Origin of the sequence: Xanthomonas sp. NCPPB 3005 (assembly GCF_041228095.2) — a bacterium.
GTDB classification, from domain to species: domain Bacteria; phylum Pseudomonadota; class Gammaproteobacteria; order Xanthomonadales; family Xanthomonadaceae; genus Xanthomonas_A; species Xanthomonas_A bonasiae.
On record NZ_CP166096.2, the window covers coordinates 2,168,052 to 2,192,102 of the forward strand.

Here is a 24,051-nt window from a genome sequence, read left to right on the forward strand (position 1 = left end):
GTGTCCCCCTTGCTCGTCAGCTGTCGAAAAACGCGCCGCGCGCGACAGGCGTCAGCGTTCCCCGGCGTAGGGGTCGCCCACGCCCAGGTCGGCCAGGATCTCGCGCTCCAGCTGCTCCATCGCGTCGGCCTCCTTGTCGTCCTCGTGGTCCCAGCCGAGCAGGTGCAGCACGCCGTGCACGGTCAGGTGCGCGTAGTGGGCGTTGAGCGGCTTGCCCTGTTCGGCGGCCTCGCGCGCCACCACCGGCGCGCAGATCACCAGGTCGCCGAGCAGCGGCAGCTTGACGCCCTTGGGCAGGCCTTCGGGCAGCTCGGCCGGGAAGCTGAGCACGTTGGTGGCGTAGTCCTTGCCGCGGTAGTGGTGGTTGAGCGAGCGGCCTTCCTTGTCGTCGACCAGGCGGATCGCCAGGTCGGCCTCGCGGATGCGGCCCTTCAGCGCCGCCGCCACCCATTTGCGGAAGCTCGCCGCCGCCGGCAATCCGGCGCGGGGCAGGGCGTAGCTGACGCCGACGTCGAGGTGGACCGGACCTTTGGTCATGGCGATACCGGCATTTCAGAGCGGACAGGAGCCGACAGTATCGCGCGTGCGGCGCGTCACCGCGACTTCCAGTCGTCGGCGGTGTAGGCGATTTCGATCACCTCGGCGGTGCCAGCTTGCCCATCGATGCCCGCGTCCTTGACCGAGCCATGGCAGTTGAAGCCCATGTGCGTCGTGGCCTGGCGGACCAGTGCCACGGCGCTCTGCTCGGGCGTATCGTTCACGTCGATGTGGATGGTCGCGTCCGCGCAGCCGCCGACGTTGGCCACGTGGATGGCCGGCACGAGCGCGCGCGCGGCCTGGTCGGCGAGCGCGTCGAAGCTGTCCCGCGCGATGCGTTCCTGTGCTGCGGACACGCGGACCTTGAAATAGTAAAGCTGCTTGTAGAACAGGTAGCCGTTGGAGAACAACGGCATGTCCGTCGAGGTCCGATGCATGTCCAGCCGCAGCTTCTGGCCGTGGACCCGTTCAGACTGGGCAATGGCCGCGAGCACCGCCGCATCGGCGTCGTTGTCCGCCTGGGGCGACGGTGCGGCGTCGCCGTTCAGCGCGAACGGCTCATCGCCCAGTTCGCGCAATTGCGTATAGGCGCCTTGCGACACTGCCGCGGCCAGATCGGCGCGGAACGCCACCATGCCGTCAGCGATGGCCTTGGCAGGATCCAGCCGTCCAGCCGGATACACGAAGACATCGATCACCAGTGCCGGCTGGTCCGCCAATGCGTAGTGGAAGCCGGCGCCAGCCAACTTGGCGGCGGGGTCGTACTTGCTGCGGATGAGGGCGAAATCGCCTACCGTTTTCGGCGCGACCAGATAGCTGGTCTCGACGTAGGCGCGCGCCGGCGGTGCTTTCGGTTTGGCGGGCGCCGCGCTTGCGAACACGACCAGCAGGCAGGCGAACAGCAGCGAACGGCAACGGAACATGGCACTCCCCCAGTGCATACGTGGCGGCAGTGTAAGCCGGTTGCGCCCAGGCTTGAGCGGATGCAGGACGCGGTCCAGTTGGCGACCGATGCCGCGGTTCCAGGACGCTGTCGGCGGTTGCCGCTATCGCAGGATCAGGTGACGCATTCGATCAGCATCAGCAATGGCGGTCCGCCGACGGCGACGCGGTAGAGAACGCTGCCCATCGGGCCGTGCTGGCAGTGCGGGTCGCTGCGCTCGACCTGGATCGCCGGCGCCAGGCCCGGCGGCGCGTTCGTCCACACGGCAGCCTGCCCGCGTTCGAGCAGTTGGCCTACCAGATACAAGGCATCGGAAGGCACCCGCGCCTTTTCGACCACGGCGCAGCCGAAGCGGTCGCGTGCGTCGCTGGTGGCGGCCAACAGCGCCTGCGCGCGCCCTCCGGCGATCCAGGCCAGCCGTTGTCGCTCCTCGTCTTTCGGCATGGCGGCAGAGGCGTGCCGCGCATCGGCGGCGCGTTCGAGTTCCGCGCCAGGCAGGCTGATGGTCGCCTGCTCGACCCTGATCGACAGGCATGGGGGCGCCATGGCCTGGGCGAGGGCGATACGCTGTGGCGTCGCCGGAATCGCCGCCCGGGTCTGGGCCAGGCCGCAAGGGCTGCAGGCCGTGCCGAGCAGGGCGGTCAGTGCAACGCCGGGCCAGCGCCGGGTCACGCGGCCGGGCCGGTCGCCTTGTCGATGAGGTCGCGCTTTTCGTAGGCGGTGACGATGCGCGCCACCAGCGGGTGGCGCACCACGTCGCGCGCCTCGAAGAAGGTGAAGCTGACGCCTTCGACCTCGTGCAGCACCTCGATCGCATCGCGCAGGCCGGACTTGACGTGCTTGGGCAGGTCGATCTGGGTCAGGTCGCCGGTGACCACCGCGGTGGAGCCGAAGCCCAGGCGGGTCAGGAACATCTTCATCTGTTCGATGGTGGTGTTCTGCGCTTCGTCCAGGATCACGTAGGCGTCGTTGAGCGTGCGCCCGCGCATGTAGGCCAGCGGCGCGATCTCGATGACGTTCTTTTCCAGCAGCTTGATCACCTTCTCCACGCCGAGCATCTCGTACAGCGCGTCGTACAGCGGGCGTAGATAGGGATCCACCTTCTGGCTCAGGTCGCCGGGCAGGAAGCCGAGCTTCTCGCCGGCTTCCACCGCCGGGCGCACCAGGATCAGCCGCTGCACGCGCGATTCGTTCAGCGCCTCGACCGCGCTGGCCACCGCCAGGAAGGTCTTGCCGGTGCCGGCCGGGCCGACGCCGAAATTGATGTCGTGGCTGGCGATCTGGTGCAGGTACTTGGCCTGGTTGGCGCCGCGGCCGCGCACGGTGCCGCGCTTGACCTTGATCGCCACTTCCTGCGGTTCGTAGGCGCGCTGCGCGACGCGGTCGACATTGGCCTGGTTCAGGCGCAGGTGGATGGCCTTGTCGTCGAACACGACGCTGTCGGCCTCGGCGTACAGGGCTTGCAGCAGCACCTCGGCGGCGGCGACCGCGCTGGACGGGCCGGTGATCCGGAACACGTTGCCGCGGTTGGAGATCTCCACGCCCAGGCGCAGTTCGATCTGGCGCAGGTGCGCGTCGAACGGCCCGGCCAGGTTGGCCAGGCGTTCGGTGTCGGCGGGTTCCAGGGTGAAATCGCGTTGTGCGGGGATGGTCATTCGATGCGGACGCGGCGGGCGCGGGGCTGCCGGCGTCGTTCAGGACAGGGAAGGAAAGCGTAGCGCGCGCGCGGGTGAAGGACCAGTCGCGTCCGCACGGACAGCGCGGCGCGCTGGCGCCGCGCGCGGCGCTCAGTCGGCGTCGACGAGCAGGCGCCCGCGCAAAGAATTGCTCAGCGCCTCGGTGATCGCCACCTCGACGAACTGGCCGACCAGGCGCGGGTGTCCGGGGAAGTTCACCGAGCGCATGTTCTCGGTCTTGCCGGTCAGCTCGGCCGGGTTCTTCTTCGACGGGCCTTCGACCAGCACCGTCTGCACGCTGCCGACCATGTCGCGCGAGAGTTGCAGCGAGTGCGCGTTGATGTGCGCCTGCAGCCGCGCCAGCCGCGCGTGCTTGACCGCGTCGGGGGTGTCGTCTTCCAGGTCCGCCGCGGGCGTGCCCGGGCGGCGCGAGTAGATGAAGGAGAAGCTCTGGTCGAAACCCACGTCCTCGATCAGCTTCATGGTCTTGTCGAAGTCGGCGTCGGTCTCGCCGGGGAAGCCGACGATGAAGTCCGAACTGATCGAGATGTCCGGGCGCACCGCGCGCAGCTTGCGGATCTTCTGCTTGAATTCCAGCGCGGTATAGCCGCGCTTCATCGCGCTGAGGATGCGGTCGCTGCCGGCCTGCACCGGCAGATGCAGGTAGTTGGCCAGCTGCGGCACGTCGCGATACGCGTCCACCAGCGAATCGCTGAACTCCAGCGGATGCGAGGTGGTGAAGCGGATGCGGCCGATGCCGTCGATCTGCGCGATGCTGCGGATCAGCAGGCCCAGGTCGGCGTACTGCGGCTCCTCGCCGGCCTCGGCGTCGGCGTAGGGCCCACGGTAGGCGTTGACGTTCTGGCCGAGCAGGTTGATCTCGCGCACGCCCTGCGCGGCCAGCTGCGCCACTTCCACCAGCACGTCCTCGAACGGCCGGCTGATCTCCTCGCCGCGGGTGTAGGGCACCACGCAGAACGAGCAGTACTTGGAGCAGCCTTCCATGATCGACACGAACGCCGACGGGCCTTCGGCGCGCGGTTCCGGCAGGCGGTCGAACTTCTCGACCTCGGGGAAGCTGATGTCCACCTGCGACTTGCCCGACTCGCGCCGTGCACGGATCAGCTCCGGCAGCCGGTGCAGGGTCTGCGGGCCGAACACCAGGTCCACGTACGGCGCGCGCTTGACGATCGCCTCGCCCTCCTGCGACGCCACGCAGCCGCCGACGCCGATGATCACCGGCTTGCCGCCGGCCTTCAGCGCCTTCCAGCGGCCGAGCTGGCTGAACACCTTCTCCTGCGCCTTCTCGCGGATCGAGCAGGTGTTGACCAGCACCACGTCGGCTTCTTCGGGGTTGTCGGTCAGTTCCAGGCCCTCTGCGGCGGCGAGCACGTCGGCCATCTTGGCCGAGTCGTACTCGTTCATCTGGCAACCGTGGGTCTTGATGTACAGCTTGCCGCGTACCACCGCAGGCGCCGCGGGCCGGGCGGCAGGCAGTGGCAACAGGGCAGGGGCGCTCGCGGCGGGAGCCGCGATCGGCGAAACGGGGGCTGGCGTCCCGGGCATGGCGCTTACTCCAGACGGGTTGCGGGCGCGGCCGGCAATGGCTGCGATCAGCCGATCATTGTATCGGGAACCGGCACTGCCGCGGCGGGCGGCGGCGAACCGGCGCCGCGCAAGGCGTTTCGCGGCGGGACGGCCCGCCGCCGTCCCCGCGCCGCGTCGGCACCGCGAGCGGCGCGCTGCCGCGGAAGGCGCCTCAGCGCACGTAAGGCGACTCGGCGTTCTCTTCCTGCTTGCGCTTCGCCTCTTCGTAGCGCTTCTGCGCTTCTTCGCCGCTCATCTGGTACTTGGGCGCGATGTGCGGCAGCAGCAGCTTGGCCCAGGCGGTGGTGATGCGGCTGCTCTCGGTGGGGCAGCGCTGGGCGCGATCTTCGGGCAGCATGCCGCTGGTCACCAGGCGCAGGTACTTGCCCGGGTCGCGTCCGTACAGCATGCACATCAGGTTGTAGAAGCGCTGCTGGCCGAGCGAGTGCTCGTCGGCGAAGTCGGCCGCGCCATACTGCTCCTTGGTGTTGAGCACGAAGAACAGGCCGGCCAGCCGCAGGTTCTCGGCCAGGTCGCCGGGCGACTCGTTGGGGGCCATGAACATCAGCATCAGCGACGAGGCGAGCTGGTCGGCCGAATCCTCCTCGCGGCCGGTGCTGGGCAGGCTCAGCATGTCGATCAGCGCATGGCCGAATTCGTGCAGCATGATGAAGCGGGTGTTCGCCAACAGGAAGCGCGCGCTGAAGCTGTCGTCCTGGTTCTGCTCGCCCAGGCTGGCGCCGATCTTGATCAGCATCTCCACCATTTCGTAGCACAGCACCAGCTCGTGCTTGGTCGGCGAATAGAAGGCGTTGGTCTGCTTGCACTCGGCGGTGATCAGGTGCAGCGGGCCGGGCAGCATCAGCAGCCCGTCCATCGCGTTGACCTCGGGCAGGCGATGCAGGATGTCGATCTTGACCGAGAAGTCGTACGCTTCCTGCAGCGCCGGATCGCGCGGCGGCACGTATTCGTAGGTGAACTTGACGCCCTCTGCCTTCGGTTCCTCGGTCGTCGCGTCCTTTGCCGCCTCCGGCTGCGGACCTTGCTGCGCATCGACCGCATTGCCGGCGGCGGCATCGGCGACCGCATCGGCGGAGGCGACCTTGGCCGCGGGCTTGGCCGGCGGGGGCAGCGTCGCGGTCACGGCGGCGGCGGTCTGTTGCCCCTTCCATGCGGTGTAGGCCCAACCGCCGCCTACGGCGCACAGCGCCACGATCAAGATCGCGATGAGAGTCTTTTGCATGCGTTTCCTTCCTTGGTGACGGTGGCGGCCGGCGCTTCCCGGCTGAGCTGCGGCGAGATGGTACGGTGCCGATTGCCCGCTGGGAAGATGCCGCTGCGTCAGGCGCTTCCGGCATCGATCGCCTGCGCGCGCTGCACCGCCGGCCGCGCCGCCATGCGTTCGACATAGGCGCGGGTCGGCGCCGGCGGATCGACCAGGCCGAAGCCGATCATCCAGCCCAGCGCGCTGCCCCACAGCACGTCGGCCGCGGTGCAGCGGTCGCCGAGCAGGTAGTCGCCGCGCGCCAGCTGGTCGTCGACCACGCCCATCACCGTGTCGCAGTCGGCATACGGCGAGATCGCCCGCGGCGGCGCCTCGCGCTTGAGCGCGCGGTCGATCACCGCCGGCTCGAACGCCGAGCCGTAGAACGCCAGCCAGCGCAGGTAGGGGCCGCGGCGCGGATCGCCCATCGCCGGCGCCAGCCCGGCTTCGGGGTACAGATCGGCCAGGTATTGGTAGATCGCCACCTGTTCGGTGACCACCGCGCCGGCGTGGTCGATCGCCGGCACCTTGCCCATCGGGTTGATCGCCAGGTACGCCGGTTCCAGCTGCGCGCCGCTGGCGAAGTCGATGCGTTCCAGTGCGTAGTCGGCGCCCAGTTCCTCGAGCAGGATCAGCACGCCTTTGGAGCGGGATTTGGGGTTGTGGTACAGGGTCACATGGCGGTCGGCGATGGGCATGGCGGCTCTCCTCGGTGATCGAGCGGCCATGCTAGGCGCTATTGCGGACGGATTCTGTCCGCAATACCGTGCGCCATGGCTTCCCCTGCCTCCCGCACCTTGCGCCTGATCGGCCTGCTGCAGACCCGCCGGGTCTGGGCCGGCGCGGAGCTGGCCGAGCGCCTGGGCGTGGACCGGCGCAGCCTGCGCCGCGACATCGAGCGCCTGCGCGCCCTGGGCTATGCGGTGCAGGCCTCGTCCGGCGTCGGCGGCGGCTACCGGCTGGCGGCCGGTGCGCAGATGCTGCCGCTGCTGTTCGAGGACGACGAGGCGGTGACGGTCGCGGTGGCACTGCGCGCGGCCGCCGCCAGCATGGGCGGCCTGGAGGACACCGCGCTGCGGGTGCTGGCCAAGCTCGACCCGCTGCTGCCGGCGCGGGTGCGGCAGCGCGCCGGGGCCTTGCAGGCGGTCACCCTGTCGCTGGGTGAGGAGCCGGCGGCGGACACCCAGGTGCTGACCGGCATCGCCAGCGCCTGCCGCGATCGGCGCCTGCTCGGCTTCGGCTACTGCGACCATGCCGGGCGCCGCAGCCAGCGCCTGATCGAGCCGCTGCGCCTGGTCAACTACGGGCGCCGCTGGTACCTGCTGGGCTGGGACCGCGAGCGTGCCGACTGGCGGACGTTCCGCGCCGAACGCATCGTGCCGCCGCTGCAGCCCGGCGAGACGATCGCGCTGCGCCTGCCGCCGCGCGATCCGGCCGCGATGGTGCGCGACGCGATCCGGCACAGCCCGCTGCCGCTGCAGTTCGGGCTGAGCGTGCGCCTGCGCGGCAGCATGGGCGACCTGGGGCCGCGCATTCCGTCCTGGTGCGGAACCCTGGAGGCCGAGCAGGACGGCTATTGCCGGCTGTCGATGCTGGCCGACGGATTGCCGTGGCTGGCGGCGCAGTTGCTGACCCTGGGCGTGCCCTTCGTGTCGCTGCAGGCCGACGCGGCGGTGACCGCCGGGCTGCGTGCCATGCTGGGCGAGCTGCTGGCGCAGTTGCCGGGCGCGGCCGAGTGAGCGGGCCGATCGAGCCGGCCGGGCGCGCCGCGCGGCTCGCATGGAAACGGGCGGCCGGTCCCGCTGCCGTCGCCGCGCACTTGGCAAGCGCCGGCGAAGTTGGGACACTCGCCGCCATGAAGGGGATGGTGGGGCTTCTGGGGCTGGCAATCGCAACGCTGTCGGCAATGCCGGCCAGCGCGGGCACCCTATACAAATGCATCGGAGGCGACGGCGTACCCAGTTACGTCAGCAAGCGCGTGGCCGGCGCCAGTTGCAGCGTGGTCGGCAGCTATGTGCCCGACCGCCGCGCCGCACGTGCTGCGCCCGCGGTTGCCGCAGTCTCCACCGAGCGTGCGTCCAATCGCGGTGTCGTCACCCTGGCCGCGCCGCAGTCCGGCGCCCCGGCCACCATCATCAGCACGCCGGTCGCGGCGCCGACGCCGGTCGCCGCCAGCGTGGCGCCGAAGAGTGTGGCCCCCGTGCCTGCCATGACCGGTGCCGCGCCGCGGCGGGTGGTCAGCGGCCAGGTCTATTCCTATATGAAGGACGGCGTGCGCCACTACACCAGCGCACGGCCGACCCAGGTCGCCAGCCTCGGCGCGGTGCGCACCATCCGCTACAGCTTCATCGAGACCTGCTACGCCTGCGCCAACCCCGGCCTGAACTTCGGTGCGGTGCGGCTGAACACCACCGCCTACCAGAGCGAGATCGCCGCCGCCGCGCGCGAGTACGGGGTCGACGAGGCGGTGGTGCGCGCGATCATCCATGCCGAGTCGGCCTACAACCCGATGGCGCTGAGCCGTGCCGGCGCGCAGGGCCTGATGCAGCTGATGCCGCCGACCGCGCGCCGCTTCGGGGTCAGCGATTCGTTCGATGCATCGCAGAACATCCGCGGCGGCGTGCAGTACCTGGCCTGGCTGCTGAAGCGCTTCAACGGCAACCTGACCCTGGCCGCCGCCGGCTACAACGCCGGCGAAGGCGCGGTAGACAAACACGGCGGGGTGCCGCCGTACAGCGAGACCCAGCGCTACGTGCAGCGCGTCGGCGTGCTCGCCGACCGCTACCGCGGCGTGCTGGCGACGGCGCATTGAGGCATTCTCGTTGCCGTCGCGACGATGCATTGTCTGCGCGTTAAGGGTTCCGCTACACTGCAGTGGATTTTATGCGGTTCGACCCCCACCGAACCGCTGGCAGCCTAATGCTACCCAATCAAAAAATCGGAGTGCCGGATGGCCAACGATGGGGTCAACGATTCTGTTAATGCAGGACGCCGCCGCTTTCTCACCGCCACCACGGCGGTGGTGGGCGCGGTGGGTGCGGGTTTCGTCGCGGTTCCTTTCATCAAGTCCTGGAACCCCAGCGCCAAGGCCAAACTGGCCGGTGCGCCGGTCACCGCCGACATCAGCGCGTTGCAGGAAGGCCAGCGCCTGATCCTGGAGTGGCGCGGTCAGCCGATCTGGATCGTCAAGCGTTCCAAGGCGATCCTGGATGCGTTGCCGACGCTGGATGGGCGGCTCAAGGACCCCAAGTCCGAGGTCACCGACCAGCAGCCGGCCTACATCAAGGGCGAGGGCCGTTCGATCAAGCCCGACATCTCGGTGCTGGTCGGGCTGTGCACGCACCTGGGCTGCTCGCCGGAGATGGTCGCCGAGATCCGCCCCGAACCCTACGATCCGGAATGGAAGGGCGGCTATTTCTGCCCCTGCCACAAGTCGCGCTTCGACATGGCCGGCCGCGTGTTCCAGGGCGTGCCTGCGCCGATCAACCTGCTGGTGCCCCCGCATCACTATCAGGACGACAACACGCTGATCATCGGCGTCGATCCCAGTTCGTCCGCGAAGGGGGCAGCGTAAGCCATGGCCGACAATCTCCTTACCCGCACCGCGGGCAACGTGTTCGACTGGGTCAACGAGCGCGCGCCGGGGCTGATGCCGTTCTACCGCAAGCACGTCAGCGAGTACTACGCGCCGAAGAACTTCAACCTCTGGTACTACTTCGGTTCGCTGGCGATGGTGGTGCTGGTCAACCAGATCGTCACCGGCATCTTCCTGACGATGCACTACAAGACCAGCGCGGCCGAGGCGTTCAACTCGGTCGAGTACATCATGCGCGACGTGGAGTGGGGCTGGCTGATCCGCTACATGCACTCCACCGGCGCCTCGCTGTTCTTCATCGTGGTGTACCTGCACATGTTCCGCGGGCTGCTCTACGGCAGCTACAAGAAGCCGCGCGAGCTGGTGTGGATCCTCGGCATGCTGATCTACCTGGTGCTGATGGCCGAGGCCTTCATGGGCTACGTGCTGCCGTGGGGGCAGATGTCGTTCTGGGGCGCCAAGGTGATCATCTCGCTGTTCGGCGCGATCCCGGTGATCGGCAACGGCCTGACCGAGTGGATCATGGGCGACTACCTGCCGTCCGACGCCACGCTCAACCGCTTCTTCGCGCTGCACGTGATCGCGCTGCCGCTGGTACTGCTGTTGCTGGTGGTGCTGCACCTGGGGGCGCTGCACGAGGTCGGTTCCAACAACCCCGACGGCGTGGAGATCAAGAAGGGGCCGAAGGGCAACCGCTGGGATCCGAACAAGCCGGCCGACGGCATTCCGTTCCACCCGTACTACACGGTCAAGGACCTGGTCGGGGTCGGCTTCCTGCTGCTGATCGGCGCCTTCATCATCTTCTTCGTGCCCGCGTTCGGCGGCCTGTTCCTGGAGCACGACAACTTCACCGAGGCCAACCGCCTGGTCACGCCCGAGCACATCAAGCCGGTGTGGTACTACACGCCGTACTACGCGATGTTGCGGGTGGTGCCGAACAAGCTGGGCGGCGTGCTGGTGATGTTCTCGGCGATCGCGATCCTGTTCCTGGTGCCGTGGCTGGACCGCGCCAAGGTCAAGTCGATCCGCTACCGCGGCTGGATCTCCAGGGTGATGCTGGGGGTGCTGGCGGTGTGCTTCGTCTGGCTGGGGGTGATCGGTTCCGGTCCCGGTACCGATGCCAGCGAGACCATCATCGGGCGCGTGCTGACCGTGCTGTACTTCGGATTCTTCCTGACCATGCCGGTCTGGACCACGTTGGACCGGACCAAGCCGGTGCCGGAGCGGGTGACCACCCATGACTAAGCCCGTGATTGCCGTCCTGGCCTGCTCCGCGAGCGTCGCGTTGTTGTCCGCCATGAGCTACCTGCTGCCGTTGGGGCAGATCGTGTTCTGGGGCCGGCAGGCGCTCGGCTCCCTGTTCGGTGCGATGGCGGAGGGATCCCTATGAGCAAGCGCCTGATGTCCGTTCTGGCCTGCTTCGCCTCCGCGTTGCTGTTGTCCGCCTCGGCGCTGGCCGCCGAGGGCGGCGCCACCCAGCAGGCCGGCAACGATCTCGGCGACCGCGCCTCTCTGCAGCGCGGCGCCAAGCTGTTCATGAACTACTGTTCCGGCTGCCATTCGCTGAAATACCTGCGCTACTCGCGCATGGCCGAGGACCTGGGCCTGAGCGAGGACGAGGTGATGGCCAACCTCAACTTCACCGGCGCCAAGGTCGGCGAGCACATCGAGGCGGCGATGCCGCACGATGCGGCGACCAAGTGGTTCGGCAAGGCGCCGCCGGACCTGAGCCTGATCGCGCGCGTGCGCGGCACCGACTGGGTCTATACCTACCTCAAGTCGTTCTATCTGGACCAGTCGCGCCCGTTGGGCTGGAACAACAAGCTGTTCGCCAACGCCTCGATGCCCAATCCGCTGTGGGAGCTGCAGGGCCTGCAGCAGCCGATCTACGGCAAGGCCGAGCAGCCCGGCGTGGACAAGCCGGTGGAGCGGCTGCAGTTGGCCTCGCCGGGCAGGGAAACGCCGGCGCAGTTCGACCAGACGGTCCGCGACATCAGCAATTTCCTCGAATACGCCGGCGAACCGGCCGCGCTGAAGCGGCAGAGCCTGGGCGTGTGGGTGGTGCTGTTCCTGGCGCTGCTGACCTTCCTGGCCTATCTGCTGAAGAAGGAATACTGGAAGGACGTGCATTGAGCGTCGGCCGCAGTGCCGGCGCGTTGTCTGCATCGTTGCTGACCCGATCCCCTGTTCATCCTATTGGCTTTTGCGAGCGAGGGTTGCACACTCAGGGGCCGTGATGACCGTCAGCAGGGTGTTGGCGGCATCGATGCGGCCGGCGGATTCCGGTCGTCGGAGAGCCTTGAATGGCGGCGAGTGTGCGTATGCGAAATACCTTGACGTTGTTTTCTTCCACGGATGATGTGCTGTGCCACCGCGTCCGTCTGGTGCTCGCCGCAAAGGGCGTGACCTACGATTTCGTGGCGGTGGATCCGCAGAATCCTCCCGAAGACCTGATCGATCTCAATCCCTACCACTCGGTGCCGACCCTGGTGGAGCGCGAGTTGGTGCTGTACGCGGCCTCCGTGGTCAGCGAATACCTGGACGAGCGCTATCCGCATCCGCCGCTGATGCCGGTCGATCCGTTGTCGCGCGCGCGCCTGCGCCTGGCCATGCTGCGCATCGAGCACGACTGGGTGCCGCAGGTGCAGGCGATCCAGCTCGGCAACAAGGCCCAGGCCGAGGCCGGGCGCAAGCGGCTCAAGGAACTGCTGACCGCGTCGGTGCCGCTGTTCAAGGCCAGCAAGTTCTTCCTCAATCCGGAAATGAGCCTGGCCGATTGCGCGATGGCGCCGATCATCTGGCGCCTGCAGGCGCTGGACATTCCGCTGCCCAAGGACGGCAAGGCGATCGAGGACTACGGCAACCGCATCTTCCGCAATCCCGGTTTCATCCGCAGCCTGACGGATCAGGAAAAGAAGCTGCGCGACCTGCCGGCCTGATGTTCCGGCCGCGCGTGGCGCATCCGGTTTTTCCCGCGTTGCGCCGGCGCCATTGCGTGCCGACGCGTAGAATTGGCGCATGACCGACGATATTTCCCGCATGACCAGCCATCGCCCGTACCTGTTGCGGGCGCTGGTGGAGTGGATCAACGACAACGGCATGACCCCGCACATCCTGGTGGATGCGGGCCTGCCCAACGTGCAGGTGCCGCCGAGCGCGGTCAAGGACGGCCGGGTGGTGCTCAACATCGCCGAACGCGCGGTGGTGCGGTTGCAGATCGACAACGACGGGGTCAGCTTCACCGCGCGCTTCGGCGGCGTCAGCTATCCGGTGCAGGTGCCGATGGCCGCGGTGCTGGCGGTGTACGCGCGCGAAACCGGGCAGGGCATGGCGCTGCCGGACGATATCCACGGCGCCACCGAGCCGCCGGGCGACGACACCCCGCCGCCGCGCCCCAGCGGTTCCGACGACGGCGCCGGCGGCAAGCGCCCGCATCTGCGCGTAGTGAAGTAACCGACGACGTCGGACCCGCGCCGGTGCGCATGTGGCCGGAGCGATCGTCCGATCCGCTGGCGTATCGATGCCTGGCGGATCGCGCGCATCGCCAGGCGCTGTGCACCATTCGCCACGGTTCCCGCGCACCAGGGCCAGGTTGGATCGAGACCCTGTAGGAGCGCCTTCAGACGCGACCGACATGCGTACAGAACATCTTGTCTGTCCTGCGGGAGCCCTTGCGGAATGACTTCGCGAACGACGAAGCAGCGCCTCACTCGCGCGGCGCACGGCCTTCGTGCAGCGCCGTCACCGTGGCCACCGAGGGCCCGGTGAAGGCGATCAGCTGATCGCCGAGCAGCACCAGGCGACCGCTGTGGCGATCGATGCCATCGTAGGAATAGTCGAAGCGGAAGGTCCGCTCGAAGCCGAGCCAGCCGCTGGGCAGGCGCCGCAGGCGCAGGCCGGTGCCGTGCACGCTCTGGTCCAGCCACTGCACATCGGCGGCCTTGCAGGCATTGCGGCCGAGGCTCTCGGCGCGTTCGGCGGCGGCGCGCGACGCGTTCCAGAACGCGAACACCGCGGCGCCGGCAATCATCAACAGGATCAGGCTAGGCATGCGTCACTGTAGCGAGACGCGGGGTGGAGCGGCAATGCTTGGTTGGGGACTCGGGACTCGGGACTCGGGACTCGGGACTCGGGACTCGGGAATCGGGAATCGGGAATCGGGAATCGGGAATCGGGAATCGAAGCCGGGGCCGGGGCTGGGCTGGGGTCGTGGCCGGGGCCGGGGCCGTGGCTGGGATTCGAAGGAGCGCCGATCGCGAGCGCGACGTTTTCGTGTGCGACTCAAGGCTTCTTGTGGGAGCGACTTCAGTCGCGACGGGCCTCACCGACAAAGCCCGCTGCGCCCGATATCGAGGCGAGCCGGTACGGATCCTGAAGGCCGCAAGCATTCGATAGAACGCTAGCGTTCCGGCGGCGGTTCGGTCGCCGACGGTTGTGCCCCCGGTGTCGCCGCTGCGGGGGACGGTGCGGTCGGTACGGCCGGTGCGGCTGGCGCCGTGCCGGATGCCGGCGGTGGCACCATCGGCGCGGTGGCCGGTGGCGCGGCCGGATCCACGGCGGGAACGACGCCCGGCGTCACCGGCGGCTGCAACTGCGCCTGCGGTTGCAGCTGCAGCAGCGCCGCCCAGTCCTGGCGATTGAAGTCGCACAGCTCTTCGCGGCCGGGCGTGCACTCCAGGCCGGCACCGTCGTCGCCGGCCTGGTCCTGCGCCAATGGCGCCTCCAGCTGCAGGCGGCCGGCGCGGTCCAGCGGCAGCTTGCGCATGGTCACCGCGTTGAGCACGTTGCCGCCGATCAGGTACAGCGTGTGGTCGCCGCCGACGTTGGCCGCGACCACGATGTCGCAATGCGATTCCCACGGCAGCGCGCCGCCGCGCGCCAGTGCCTCGCGCAGCCCGGCCGCGCCCAGCGGTTGCTTGCGCCCGCGCAGGAAGCACAGTAGGTCGCCCGGCGCGGGCTTGTCCTGCTGCGGGTCGGCGTAACGGTAGGGCAGGCCGTCGGCACCGGCCTGGTAGGCGGCGCGGATGTAGTCGATGTGCCGCACCGAGGTGCGGAAGCCGTCGACGCCGGCGCGCACCATCACCCAGGACACGAACGCCGCCGACCACGGGTTGTCGACGATGAACGCGCGGCAGTCCGCTTGCCGGTAGCGCGAGCCGTCCAGCTGCTGGCAGCTGGCGGCGCCGTCGCTGCCGCCCATCGCGCCCAGCGTGCCGCTGTCGCGCCAATAGGCGGCCACGCGCTGCCAGGCTTCGATGCCGTGATCGGCGAGATAGCTGCGCTCGGCCTCGGTCACGCGCAGGCCGGCGAGCCGGCCGTCGCGATCGATGAACGGCCGCCACCACAGGCGATGCTCGTTGCAGGCGGTGCGCACGATGGCGACGGCGGCGGGCGTCAGGCCGAAGCGCGGCGGCAGGTCGCACACCTCCGCGGCGGCCGCGCGGCCGGCGGGAAACAGGGCGGCGGCACACAACAACGCGAACCAGGGGCGGGCCATCGGCGAACTCGGTGAATAGGGGGATGCGTGCAGCGTCGCAGAGCGGCGCGGCCGTGGCCGTGAAGTCAGTGCGGCGGCGGACCCAGCTTCAGCGACAGATCCACCGCCTGCACGTGCTTGGTCAGCGCGCCGATGGAGATGCAGTCCACGCCGTCGGCGGCGATCGCGCGCACGCCGTCCAGGTCGACGCCGCCGGACACCTCCAGTGGGATCGCACGGTGGAACGGCGCGGCCGCGGCGATCGCCACTGCTTCGCGGCGCTGCGCCGCATCGAAGTCGTCGATCAGGATGCGGTCGCAGCCCACCGTCAAGGCTTCGCGCAGTTGCGCCAGCGTCTCCACCTCGACCACCAGCGGCAGGTCCGGCCATTGCGCGCGCGCGGCCTGCACCGCCGCGCTCAGCGAGCCGGCGGCGTGGATGTGGTTTTCCTTCAGCATCACCGTGTCGTGCAGGCCGAAGCGGTGGTTGCTGCCGCCGCCGCAACGCACCGCGTACTTCTGCGCCAGGCGCAGGCCGGGCAGGGTCTTGCGCGTGTCGAGGATGCGCGCGCCGGTGCCGGCGACCGCGGCCACGTAGGCGGCGGTGGCGGTCGCGGTCGCGGACAGGGTCTGCAGGAAGTTCAGCGAGGCGCGCTCGGCGCTGACCAGCGCGCGGCTGCGCCCGTGCAGCAGCGCCAGCACGGTGCCGGCGGCGACGCGTTCGCCTTCGGCGATGCGCCAGTCGATCCGCACCTGCGGGTCGAGCGCGCGGTGGCAGGCGTCGAACCAGGGCCGGCCGGCGATCACCGCGTCCTGCTTGCACAGCAGGTAGGCGCTGTCGGCGCGGTCGGGCAGCAGCGCGGCGGTGACGTCGCCGCTGCCGATGTCCTCGGCCAGCGCGCGTGCCACGTCGGCGTCGATCGATGCCTGCGCCGGCGGCTGCAGCGGCGCCGCGGCGCCGCTCATTTGCCGGGGAAGTCGGCGAGCTGGGCGGTGCCGATCGCTTCTTCGGCCAACAGCACCGGAATGCCGTCGTCGACGCGGAACAGCTGCTTGCGGTCGCGGGTGATCAGCGCCTCGCGCAGCGCTTGCGCCTGCGGGCTGCCGTCGGCGCGCTGCACGCCGCCGGCGGCGATGGCGCGGTTCAGCGCCTCCAGGCCGCGCGCATCCAGCAGGGCCAGCGGTTGGCGGGTGTCGGGCGAGCACAGCAGGTCGAGCAGTTTGCGATCCATCCGGTCTTCGTCTTGCGTGGAAGACGGCTAGAATACGTCTTTAAGGCAGGGGACGGCCATGACCTCCAAGCAAACCGCGCCGCTCGTCGGCATCGTGATGGGTTCCCGCTCCGACTGGGAGACCATGCAGCATGCGGCGCAGAAACTCGATGCGCTGGGCGTGCCCTATGAAGTGAAGGTGGTGTCCGCGCACCGCACCCCGGACGTGCTGTTCGCCTATGCCGAAGCGGCCTCCACCCGCGGCCTGCGCGCGATCGTGGCCGGCGCCGGCGGCGCGGCGCACCTGCCGGGCATGCTCGCGGCCAAGACCGCGGTGCCGGTGCTCGGCGTGCCGGTGCAGTCCAAGGCGCTGAACGGCCTGGATTCGCTGCTGTCGATCGTGCAGATGCCGGCCGGCATCCCGGTGGCCACGTTCGCGATCGGCAACGCCGGTGCGGCCAATGCCGCGCTGTTCGCCGCGGCGATGCTCGCCGCCGAGCACGCCGACATCGCCGCCGCGCTGGACGACTTCCGCCAGCGCCAGACCGACGAGGTGATGGCCAAGGACGACCCGCGCCAATGAGCACCACTGTCGGAATCCTGGGCGGCGGCCAGCTGGCGCGGATGATGGCCGTGGCCGGCGCGCCGCTGGGGCTGCGCTTCGTGATGCTGGATACGGTGGCCGACGCCTGCGCCGGGCAGGTCGCGCCGCTGCAGGTCGGCGACTACCGCGACGAGGCGGCGCTGGCCGCGTTCGCGGCCAGGGTCGATGTGGCCACCTTCGATTTCGAGAACGTGCCGGCGGCCAGCGCCGAATGGCTGGCCGCGCAGGTGCCGGTGTTCCCGAACCCGCGCGCGCTGGCGGTGGCGCAGGATCGGCTGGCCGAGAAGACCCTGTTCCGCGAACTGGGCATCCCGGTGCCCGATTTCGCTGCGATCGGCAGCCGCGCCGAACTGGACGCGGCGCTGGCGCAGGTCGGCACCCCGTGCATTCTCAAGACCCGGCGCCTGGGCTACGACGGCAAGGGCCAGTTCCGGATCAAGTCCGCGGCCGATGCCGATGCGGCGTGGGCCGCGCTGGGCGCGCAGGCGGCCAGCGTGGGCCTGATCGTGGAAGCCTTCGTGCCGTTCCAGCGCGAGATCAGCGTGGTCGCGGTGCGCGGCCGCGACGGCGAGTTCCGCACCTGGCCGCTGACCGAGAACTGGCATGTGCAGGGGGTGCTGTCGGCCAGCCTGGCCCCGGCGCAGGCCGATGCCGCGCTGGAGCGGGCCGCCATCGCTCACGCGCAGGCGTTGGCCGAGCGCCTGCAGTACGTGGGCGTGTTCGCGCTGGAACTGTTCTGCCGCGACGGCGAACTGCTCGCCAACGAGATGGCGCCGCGGGTGCACAACTCCGGCCACTGGACCATCGAGGGCGCGGAGACTTCGCAGTTCGAGAACCACCTGCGCGCGGTGCTGGGCCTGCCGCTGGGGTCCACGCGCATGCTCGGCCATGCCTGCATGCTCAACTGGATCGGGCAGATGCCCGACGCCGTGCCGGTGCTGGCGCAGCCCGGCGGGCATTGGCACGACTACGGCAAGGACGCGCGAGAGGGCCGCAAGGTCGGCCACGCCACGCTGCGCGAGGACACGCCGGCCGCCTTGGCGCAGGCGCTGCAGACGGTCGGCGCGCAGTTGCAGCGCGGCGACCAGGTCGCGCCGGTGATCGAGACCCTGCGCGCGCAGGGTTGAGCGGGCCGAGGGTGCCGCGCCCAGGCCCCGCGGCTGGGCGTGGCCCGAAAGGGCGCCAGCGCCACGCGCGACTACGCGTCAGCCGTCATTCGACGAATCCCGGAGCGCTTCACCACGGCCGCAGGCCATTCATCCCCAATCCCCAATCCCCAATCCCGGCCTCACCGCATATTCGCCGCCACGAACTCCCAGTTCACCAGCTTCCAGAACGCTTCCAAGTAGCGCGCACGGTCGCCGCGGTAATCGATGTAGTAGGCGTGCTCCCACAGGTCGCAGGCCAGCAACGGGAGGTCCTCGCCGGTCAGCGGCGAGCCGGCGTTGACCGTGGCGAGCAACGCCAGCGTGGCGTCCGGGCGCTGCACCAGCCAGACCCAGCCCGAGCCGAACACGGCCAGCGCCATGCGTTCGAACTCGGCCTTGAAGCGGGCGACGTCGCCGAAGCTCCTGGCGATGCGCTCGGCCAGCTCGCCGCCCGGCTCGCCGCCGCCGCGCGGACGTAGCCCGCGCCAGTAGAACTCGTGGTTCCAGACTTCGGCCGCGTGCTGGAACAGGCGGCCCTGGCTGCGGCGCACCAGGTCCTGCAACGGCAGGTCGGCGAATTCGCTGCCGGCGATCTGCGCATTGAGGCGTTCGACCAGCGCGCGCTGGTGCCGGCCATGGTGCTGGTCCACGGTCTCGGCGGACAGGTGCGGCGCCAGCGCCGCGCGGTCGTACGGCAGGGGAGCGAGTTCGATGGCCATGGATCCTCGGGAGCGGTTTCGGGGGCGCGTTTCGGTACTGCCGTGCGCAGGGCTTACACTATGCGGCTACGCGAAAGTCTAGCCGACCGCCGAGGTCCGTTTTTTCGCCCCAGCAGGAGAAATCCCCCATGCAGGTGATGGAGCGCATCCAGGCCGACGTCGAACACCACCCCATCGTGTTGTTCATGAAGGGCACACCGCAGTACCCGATGTGCGGCTTTTCCAGTCGCGCGCTGCAGGCCCTGTTGGCCGCCGGCGCCGACCGGCTGCACACCGTCAACGTGCTCGACGAACCGGAGATCCGCGCCAATCTGCCGCGCTATTCGAACTGGCCGACGTTCCCGCAGCTGTTCATCCATGGCGAACTGATCGGCGGCTGCGACATCACCATGGAACTGTTCGAATCCGGCGAGTTGCAGCGCATCGTGGCCGAGGCCTACCAGCCGTGACAGCGGAGGCGACGCCGCACGCGGGCGCGCTGGCGCAGCGCGTGGTGCTGGTGTGCGGTGCCGCAGGCGGGCTGGGCAGCGCCGCGGCAATGGCCTGCGCCCAGGCCGGCGCCACGGTGGTGTTGCTCGGGCACAAGCCGGCGCGCTTGAATCGGGTCTACGACGCGATCGCCGCCGTCGGCGCGCAGCCGCTGCTGTATCCGCTGGACCTGCTCGGCGCCACGCCGGAAGACTATGCGACGCTGGCCGAGCGGGTGCAGGCCGAGCTCGGGCGGCTGGACGGGGTGCTGCACTGCGCCGCCGATTTCGTCGGCCTGACCCCGTTCGAGCACGCCGACCCGGCGCAATTCGCGCGCGCCATCCACGTCAACCTGACCGCCCCGGGCTGGCTGACCCAGGCCTGCCTGCCGCTGCTGAAGCAGGCGCCGGACGCGGCGATCGTGTTCGCGCTCGACGACCCGGCGCGCGTCGGCCAGGCCTACTGGGGCGGCTACGGCGTGGCCCAGCATGGCCGCCGCGGCCTGCTGGCGACCCTGCACGGCGAACTGGCCGCCTCGACGGTGCGCGTGGCCGGATTGCAACCCGGACCTATGCGCACCGCGCTGCGCGCACGCGCCTACACCCACCAGGAAGACCTCGACGCGGTCGATCCGGCGCACTACGCCGCCGCCTGCGTGGAACTGCTGTCGTCCGCCGGCGCCGCGCACCGCGGCGCGATCTGGAATCCCCTGGCATGACCATCCTGTCGGCAGCATTGCTGCTGTTCCTGATCCTCGACCCGCTGGGCAACATCCCGGTGTTCCTCAGCGTGCTCAAGCCGCTGCCGGCCAAGCGCCAGCGCGTGGTGCTGGCGCGCGAGCTGCTGATCGCGCTGGGCGTGCTGATGGCATTCCTGTGGGGCGGCAAGTACGCGCTGGAAGTGATGCACCTGCGCCAGGAATCGGTGGCGATCGCCGGCGGCATCGTGCTGTTCCTGATCGGCATCCGCATGATCTTCCCGCGCCCGGAAGGGCTGATGGGCGAGATTCCCGACGGCGAGCCGTTCATCGTGCCGCTGGCGATTCCGCTGGTGGCCGGGCCCTCGGGCATGGCCGCGGTGATGCTGATGGGCAGCAACGAGCCCACCCGCCTTGGCGAATGGAGCCTGGCGCTGATCCTGGCCTGGATCGGCACCTCGGCGCTGCTGTTCTCCGGCACGCTGCTGTACAAGCTGCTCGGCATGCGCGTGCTGATCGCGGTCGAGCGGCTGATGGGCATGTTGCTGGTGGCGATCTCGGTGCAGATGTTCCTGGACGGCCTCAGCGCCTATCTGAAGCTGCCGGTCGCCGGCTGAGCGGACGCGCGCCCTGTTGCGCGCGCGTACGACGCCGCGCCCTTGCCGTGCCTGTCGCTACGCGCCAGCGCTGCGACATCCCGGGCGTTTGCGGCAATTCGATGACATTTGCGGCGCTTTTTTGTGCCGCCGCGTGTCGGTGCGTGGCGTCATCTTAAGTTTTTGTAAACCCTCGAGGCATACGCGGGCGAAATAGCCCGCCTACCGTAGCGCCTTCCGAAGCGGTGGGCGCGCGTGCGCCGTGTCCATGCCAGTCGCTCCACCGCTCTCTGCCGCTCCCACGTTAGCCACAGAGGCGTTTGCCCGATGAAGTCCCGTTCCGCACACCGTATTTCCACTCTTTCCCTGGCGCTGGCGACCGCGCTTTCGGCGCATCCGGCCCTGGCCCAGGACGCTGGCACCGACAGTGCCGAGCAGCGCGTCACGGCCTCCAGCACTTCCAATACCACCGCTGCCTACGAGACCAAGCGCGTGCAGCAGCTGGACAAGGTCAACGTCAATGCCGACAAGAGCGGCTACGTGCTCGGCGGCGGCAACATGACCGTGCAGACCGCCAGCAAGGCGATTTCCACGGTGACCCGCGAGGCCATCGCGCAGGCGTCCGGCGGCAGCAACTTCACCCAGATGATCGATGCGATCCCGGGCGTGGACGCCGCCACCAGCGACGTGACCGGACTCAACAACGGCAACTACAGCCTGCGCGGCTTCGACTCCTCGGCGATCGGCGTCACCGTCAACGGCGCGCCGGTGACCGACAGCGGCAGCTACTCGGTCTACGCCACCGAATACGGCGATGCCGAGAACTACAACGACATCACCGTGACCCAGGGCACGCCCAACGTGGACCAGCCGGAGATGGGCGCCACCGGCGGCCAGATCGCCTGGTCGACGATCGATCCGAGCCACACCTTCGGCGTGTACTTCACCCAGAGCTTCGGCAGCAACGACTATCGGCGCACCTTCGTGCGCGTGAACACCGGCGATACCGGCGCGGTGCGCTCGTGGGTGTCGTTCTCGACCAACAGCGCCGACAAGTGGAAGGGCAACGGCGACATGTCGGTCAACAAGATCGACGGCAAGAGCGTATGGGACATCAGCCCGGGCAACTCGATCAGCGCCTCGTTCCAGTACAACCGCCAGTCCAACTATTCCTACAACACCGCCAGCAAGACCCAGCTGGCGAGCGATTACGAGTACGACTACAACGACACCTGGGGCGGCGGCACGACCTCGGCCGACCAGTCCTACTGGAAGTTGCGGCGCAACCCCTACAAGAGCCTGCTGGTCAGCCTGGACGGCGAGTTCACCTTCAGCGACAGCCTGCGTCTTTCGGTGGTGCCGTATCTGTGGTGGGGCAAGGGCGGCGGTTCCAGCGCCGCGTCGGTATACCCGTCCACCAGCAGCGGCAACGTCTATGGCTACTCCAGCGGCGTGAGCGGCAGCCGCGACGTCGACTACACCTATTCCTACTCCAGTACGGTGCGTCCGGGCGTGGTCGCCAAGTTCTTCCAGGACATCGGCATGGACCACAATCTGGTCTACGGCCTGTGGTACGACCGTTCGCGCAAGAGCCAGAACAACAGCATCGTCAAGACCGACCAGAGCACCGGCGAGGCGTGCGACGTGTGGGCCGACAGCGACGATTGCTTCCTGACCTACGCCGATGGCCAGGTGCAGCAGAGCTACCGCACCTACACCGTGACCGACGTGCAGAAGTACTTCATCCAGGACAACTGGACCCCGGCCGACGACTGGGCGGTCAACTACGGCGTGTCCTGGATCCATGCCACGCGCAAGGGCCACAACTACCAGTGGCCGGATACCGCCAAGGAGATCGGCGTGGACTTCGACAACAGCTACAGCAAGCTGCTGCCGGCGTTCGGCATCAAGTACGCGCCCGACAGCCGTAACCAGTTCTATTACGGCGTGGCCAAGACCTTCCGCGTGCCGGCGACCAATTCGATTTCGTTGAACCTGTCGGCGGCCCAGGAGATCCCGCAACCGGAATCGGCCTGGACCAACGACCTCGGCTGGCGCTACTACGGCGACCGCTTCTCGCTGTCGACCATGCTGTACCAGAGCAACTACAGCAACAAGCAGATGTCCAGCTACGACCAGACCACGGCGCTGACCACCTACATCTCGATCGGCAAGGTGCGCATGCGCGGCTTCAACAGCGAAGCCAGCTACAACATCACCGACAATCTCAAGCTGTACGGTTCCTACACGTACACCCAGGCCAAGATCCTGAGCGACACCCTGGCGGTGGGGACCTCCAAGGGCACCTACGACTATGCGGTCGGCGGCAAGCAGTTGGCCAATACGCCGAAGAACCTGGCCAACCTGCGCCTGAGCTACAGCATCGGCGACTTCTGGGTCGCGCTGAAGGGCCGTTACTCCGGCTCGCGTTACGGCGACTACATGAATACCGAACGGGTAGGGGGCTACACCACCTTCGGTGCCGATGCCGGTTACGCGTTCGCCGACTGGGGCTGGCTGAAGAAGCCGTCGATCAAGCTCAATCTGTACAACCTGACCGACAAACAGGCCGTCACCTGGGCCAGCACCACGCAGGTACTGGCGGCCTCCGGCGCCAGCGAGTACCCGGACGTGGTGTCCACCGGCACCCCGTACTACTCGGTGTTGGAGCCGCGCGCGTTCGCGGTGACCTTCGGCGGCTCGTTCTGAGGCAAGGCCAGGCCCCGCCTCGGGGCTGGACAACGGAAGCGATGCAGACGGCCGGGGCCTAGCCCCGGCCGTCTGCGTTTGGGCTTTCGTCATTGCCGCGCCGGGTTGGTGCAACTGTGTGCGCTACGGCCATCTTCGTCGAAGGCGAGCGCCGTCCAGGCCCTGTCTTCGGTGGGGTTGGGGTTTGGCGTCCGATTCCGATTCCGGGTCCGGGTCCGGGTCCGATTCCGGGTCCGGGTCCGGGTCCGGGTCCGGGTCCGGGTCCGGGTCCGGGTCCGGGTCCGGAGCCGGAGCCGGAGCCGGAGCCGGAGCCAGGGCCAGGGCCAGGGCCAGGGCCAGGGCTGGGGCTGGGGCTGGGGCTGGGGCCAGGGCTGGGGCTGGGGAGGCCTGTTGCGCCTGGGGGAGCTACAAATTCGGCATACGGACGCTGTGCCCGCAGATGTCAGGGCGGCGGCGGGAAGGCGGGGCGGCGGGGCTGACTAGGCTAGGGCCGCGCAGCGCCCGGAGCTCCTTTGCCGCGTGGACGCCGGCCCCGCCATTCGCGGTTGCCCGAGCGGTGCCTGAGCGAAATATGGCCGCACGTTTCCTGTCCGCCGCGACCTGCGCCCGCGGCTGACCCGGGTGCCAGCCGTGCCTACGCCTGGCCGGGAGCGTCCGCGCCGGTGCCACGCGATGACCAATGGCCGCCAGGAAACTGCGATCCATGTCGTGTCATGTCCATTTGTGCCAACTTGTCACGGTTTGGCAACAAAACGGCCCTATGGTGTTAAACTCACGTTAACCCTTGCGGGGGATCCAGCAAGGGGGCACGAACCCACATTC

26 protein-coding genes are annotated in these 24,051 nt (G+C 68.9%); 14 read left to right on the top strand and 12 right to left on the bottom strand.

Features of this window, described 5'->3' with window-relative positions; translation table 11 throughout:
- Nucleotides 1-51: 51 nt before the first annotated feature.
- The 7 genes from ybeY to AB8810_RS09320 form a co-directional block, all read right to left on the bottom strand.
- Nucleotides 52-537 (bottom strand): rRNA maturation RNase YbeY, encoded by a 486-nt coding sequence (ybeY, locus tag AB8810_RS09290; protein ID WP_185816012.1) that lies wholly within the window; start codon nt 535-537, stop codon nt 52-54.
- A gap of 56 nt (nt 538-593) precedes the next feature.
- On the bottom strand, nt 594-1,460 hold the full coding sequence (locus AB8810_RS09295; RefSeq protein WP_241093214.1) for a hypothetical protein: 867 nt from the start codon (nt 1,458-1,460) through the stop codon (nt 594-596).
- A gap of 134 nt (nt 1,461-1,594) precedes the next feature.
- Complete coding sequence (locus AB8810_RS09300; RefSeq protein WP_179565465.1) at nt 1,595-2,152, bottom strand: hypothetical protein; 558 nt, start codon at nt 2,150-2,152, stop codon at nt 1,595-1,597.
- Nucleotides 2,149-3,135 carry a PhoH family protein gene (locus AB8810_RS09305; protein ID WP_369916341.1) on the bottom strand — a complete coding sequence of 329 codons (987 nt, stop codon included), beginning with the start codon at nt 3,133-3,135 and terminating at the stop codon, nt 2,149-2,151. Before AB8810_RS09305 ends, AB8810_RS09300 begins: the two co-directional genes overlap by 4 nt.
- Nucleotides 3,136-3,267: 132 nt before the next feature.
- Complete coding sequence (gene miaB, locus AB8810_RS09310) at nt 3,268-4,722, bottom strand: tRNA (N6-isopentenyl adenosine(37)-C2)-methylthiotransferase MiaB (RefSeq protein WP_179565461.1); 1,455 nt, start codon at nt 4,720-4,722, stop codon at nt 3,268-3,270.
- 193 nt (nt 4,723-4,915) lie between these two features.
- Nucleotides 4,916-5,986: a DUF4344 domain-containing metallopeptidase gene (locus AB8810_RS09315; protein ID WP_369916342.1), complete on the bottom strand. Its 1,071-nt coding sequence runs from the start codon at nt 5,984-5,986 to the stop codon at nt 4,916-4,918.
- Nucleotides 5,987-6,084: 98 nt separating this feature from the next.
- Nucleotides 6,085-6,705, bottom strand: a complete 621-nt coding sequence (locus AB8810_RS09320; protein WP_369916343.1) for a glutathione S-transferase family protein — start codon at nt 6,703-6,705, stop codon at nt 6,085-6,087.
- Between the two features lie 75 nt (nt 6,706-6,780).
- Between AB8810_RS09320 and AB8810_RS09325 the strand changes: the two genes are divergently transcribed.
- The 8 genes from AB8810_RS09325 to AB8810_RS09360 all read left to right on the top strand — a co-directional run bounded on the left by AB8810_RS09325 (nt 6,781) and on the right by AB8810_RS09360 (nt 13,055).
- On the top strand, nt 6,781-7,746 hold the full coding sequence (locus tag AB8810_RS09325) for a helix-turn-helix transcriptional regulator (RefSeq protein WP_369916344.1): 966 nt from the start codon (nt 6,781-6,783) through the stop codon (nt 7,744-7,746).
- Between the two features lie 116 nt (nt 7,747-7,862).
- Nucleotides 7,863-8,819: a lytic transglycosylase domain-containing protein gene (locus AB8810_RS09330; protein ID WP_369916345.1), complete on the top strand. Its 957-nt coding sequence runs from the start codon at nt 7,863-7,865 to the stop codon at nt 8,817-8,819.
- 138 nt (nt 8,820-8,957) lie between these two features.
- Nucleotides 8,958-9,581 (top strand): ubiquinol-cytochrome c reductase iron-sulfur subunit, encoded by a 624-nt coding sequence (gene petA / locus AB8810_RS09335; protein WP_003478708.1) that lies wholly within the window; start codon nt 8,958-8,960, stop codon nt 9,579-9,581.
- Between the two features lie 3 nt (nt 9,582-9,584).
- Nucleotides 9,585-10,847: a cytochrome bc complex cytochrome b subunit gene (locus AB8810_RS09340; protein WP_179565454.1), complete on the top strand. Its 1,263-nt coding sequence runs from the start codon at nt 9,585-9,587 to the stop codon at nt 10,845-10,847.
- A complete protein-coding gene (locus AB8810_RS09345) occupies nt 10,840-10,992 on the top strand; it encodes a hypothetical protein (protein ID WP_191823943.1) in 153 nt (50 codons plus the stop codon). Before AB8810_RS09340 ends, AB8810_RS09345 begins: the two co-directional genes overlap by 8 nt.
- 11 nt (nt 10,993-11,003) lie before the next feature.
- A complete protein-coding gene (locus tag AB8810_RS09350; RefSeq protein WP_369916650.1) occupies nt 11,004-11,735 on the top strand; it encodes a cytochrome c1 in 732 nt (243 codons plus the stop codon).
- A gap of 170 nt (nt 11,736-11,905) precedes the next feature.
- Nucleotides 11,906-12,541 (top strand): glutathione S-transferase N-terminal domain-containing protein, encoded by a 636-nt coding sequence (locus AB8810_RS09355; protein ID WP_009598113.1) that lies wholly within the window; start codon nt 11,906-11,908, stop codon nt 12,539-12,541.
- A 79-nt stretch (nt 12,542-12,620) separates the two neighbouring features.
- Nucleotides 12,621-13,055 (top strand): ClpXP protease specificity-enhancing factor, encoded by a 435-nt coding sequence (locus tag AB8810_RS09360; protein WP_179565451.1) that lies wholly within the window; start codon nt 12,621-12,623, stop codon nt 13,053-13,055.
- 253 nt (nt 13,056-13,308) lie between these two features.
- Here AB8810_RS09360 and AB8810_RS09365 read toward each other — a convergent pair whose 3' ends face one another.
- The 4 genes from AB8810_RS09365 to AB8810_RS09380 form a co-directional block, all read right to left on the bottom strand.
- Nucleotides 13,309-13,653: a DUF3301 domain-containing protein gene (locus AB8810_RS09365; RefSeq protein ID WP_191823945.1), complete on the bottom strand. Its 345-nt coding sequence runs from the start codon at nt 13,651-13,653 to the stop codon at nt 13,309-13,311.
- Nucleotides 13,654-14,001: 348 nt separating this feature from the next.
- Entirely contained in the window at nt 14,002-15,099 is a 1,098-nt protein-coding gene (locus AB8810_RS09370) for a DUF2272 domain-containing protein (RefSeq protein WP_369916346.1), read from the bottom strand.
- Nucleotides 15,100-15,164: 65 nt separating this feature from the next.
- Nucleotides 15,165-16,043, bottom strand: a complete 879-nt coding sequence (gene nadC, locus AB8810_RS09375) for a carboxylating nicotinate-nucleotide diphosphorylase (RefSeq protein ID WP_369916347.1) — start codon at nt 16,041-16,043, stop codon at nt 15,165-15,167.
- Entirely contained in the window at nt 16,040-16,309 is a 270-nt protein-coding gene (locus tag AB8810_RS09380; protein ID WP_039005221.1) for a Trm112 family protein, read from the bottom strand. Before AB8810_RS09380 ends, nadC begins: the two co-directional genes overlap by 4 nt.
- A gap of 58 nt (nt 16,310-16,367) precedes the next feature.
- Here AB8810_RS09380 and purE point away from each other — a divergent pair, with 58 nt between their 5' ends.
- Together purE and AB8810_RS09390 are read left to right on the top strand one after the other, a co-directional pair.
- Complete coding sequence (gene purE / locus AB8810_RS09385; RefSeq protein ID WP_179565443.1) at nt 16,368-16,871, top strand: 5-(carboxyamino)imidazole ribonucleotide mutase; 504 nt, start codon at nt 16,368-16,370, stop codon at nt 16,869-16,871.
- Nucleotides 16,868-18,019: a 5-(carboxyamino)imidazole ribonucleotide synthase gene (locus tag AB8810_RS09390; RefSeq protein ID WP_191823948.1), complete on the top strand. Its 1,152-nt coding sequence runs from the start codon at nt 16,868-16,870 to the stop codon at nt 18,017-18,019. Before purE ends, AB8810_RS09390 begins: the two co-directional genes overlap by 4 nt.
- A gap of 161 nt (nt 18,020-18,180) precedes the next feature.
- On the opposite strand, the gene AB8810_RS09395 is transcribed toward AB8810_RS09390, so the two are convergent.
- The gene (locus tag AB8810_RS09395) at nt 18,181-18,759 is read right to left on the bottom strand and encodes a superoxide dismutase (RefSeq protein ID WP_179565439.1); all 579 of its coding nucleotides are present in this window, start codon (nt 18,757-18,759) and stop codon (nt 18,181-18,183) included.
- Between the two features lie 128 nt (nt 18,760-18,887).
- On the opposite strand from AB8810_RS09395, the gene grxD reads away from it, so the two are divergent.
- The 4 genes from grxD to AB8810_RS09415 all read left to right on the top strand — a co-directional run bounded on the left by grxD (nt 18,888) and on the right by AB8810_RS09415 (nt 23,229).
- On the top strand, nt 18,888-19,208 hold the full coding sequence (gene grxD, locus AB8810_RS09400) for a Grx4 family monothiol glutaredoxin (protein WP_179565437.1): 321 nt from the start codon (nt 18,888-18,890) through the stop codon (nt 19,206-19,208).
- Nucleotides 19,205-19,945, top strand: coding sequence for an SDR family NAD(P)-dependent oxidoreductase (locus AB8810_RS09405; RefSeq protein ID WP_372530422.1), 741 nt, complete (start codon nt 19,205-19,207; stop codon nt 19,943-19,945). The genes grxD and AB8810_RS09405 overlap by 4 nt, the downstream gene beginning before the upstream one ends.
- Nucleotides 19,942-20,541, top strand: coding sequence for a MarC family protein (locus AB8810_RS09410; RefSeq protein WP_179565433.1), 600 nt, complete (start codon nt 19,942-19,944; stop codon nt 20,539-20,541). The genes AB8810_RS09405 and AB8810_RS09410 overlap by 4 nt, the downstream gene beginning before the upstream one ends.
- Nucleotides 20,542-20,847: 306 nt before the next feature.
- Entirely contained in the window at nt 20,848-23,229 is a 2,382-nt protein-coding gene (locus AB8810_RS09415; protein WP_369916348.1) for a TonB-dependent receptor, read from the top strand.
- Nucleotides 23,230-24,051 lie beyond the last annotated feature (822 nt).